The 532-nt window shown below is 74.2% G+C and carries 1 pseudogene; it reads left to right on the plus strand.

The features are described 5' to 3' along the window. A pseudogene (locus ACYVE9_RS30500) lies at positions 1 to 358 on the plus strand (ACP S-malonyltransferase); the annotation flags it as partial. Positions 359 to 532: the final 174 nt, after the last annotated feature.

The following is a 532-nucleotide window of genomic DNA, read 5'->3' on the forward strand; positions in this document are numbered from 1 at the left end:
GCGCCACCGCGGGCTGATGCGGGCCGTGCAGGCGGAGTTCGGCGAGGCGCTGGCGGCGACCGAGTTCCAGGACCCGGTGCTGCCGTTCGTCTCGTCGGTCACCGCCGAACCGGTGACCGACGCGGGCGGGGCCGCGGACGGGCTGCGCCGCCAGTTCACCGGCCGCGTCGAGTGGACCGCCACCGTCCGCCGCCTGCGGTACGCCGGGGCGACCCGGTACGTCGAGGTCGGGCCCGGACGGTCGCTCGCCGGCCACTGCCGCCGCACCGACCCGGCGGCGGCCACGCACACCAGTCACGACACCGCAGCTGTGGACCGCACCGTGGACGCCTTCGACCTGGCGGCCGGCGCGGTCTGACCACCGATCCATTCAGGCCAGACAGGGGAGTGCGCAACATGATGCAGAAGCACCTGGACGAACTCACCACGATCAAGGAGTCGGCCCGCCAGGGGCCGAGCGCCGCCGCGACGGAGGCACAGCACGCCAAGGGCAAGCTGACCGCGCGGGAGCGGATCGACCTGCTGCTCGACG

It is taken from the genome of Streptomyces sparsus, from assembly GCF_054776295.1.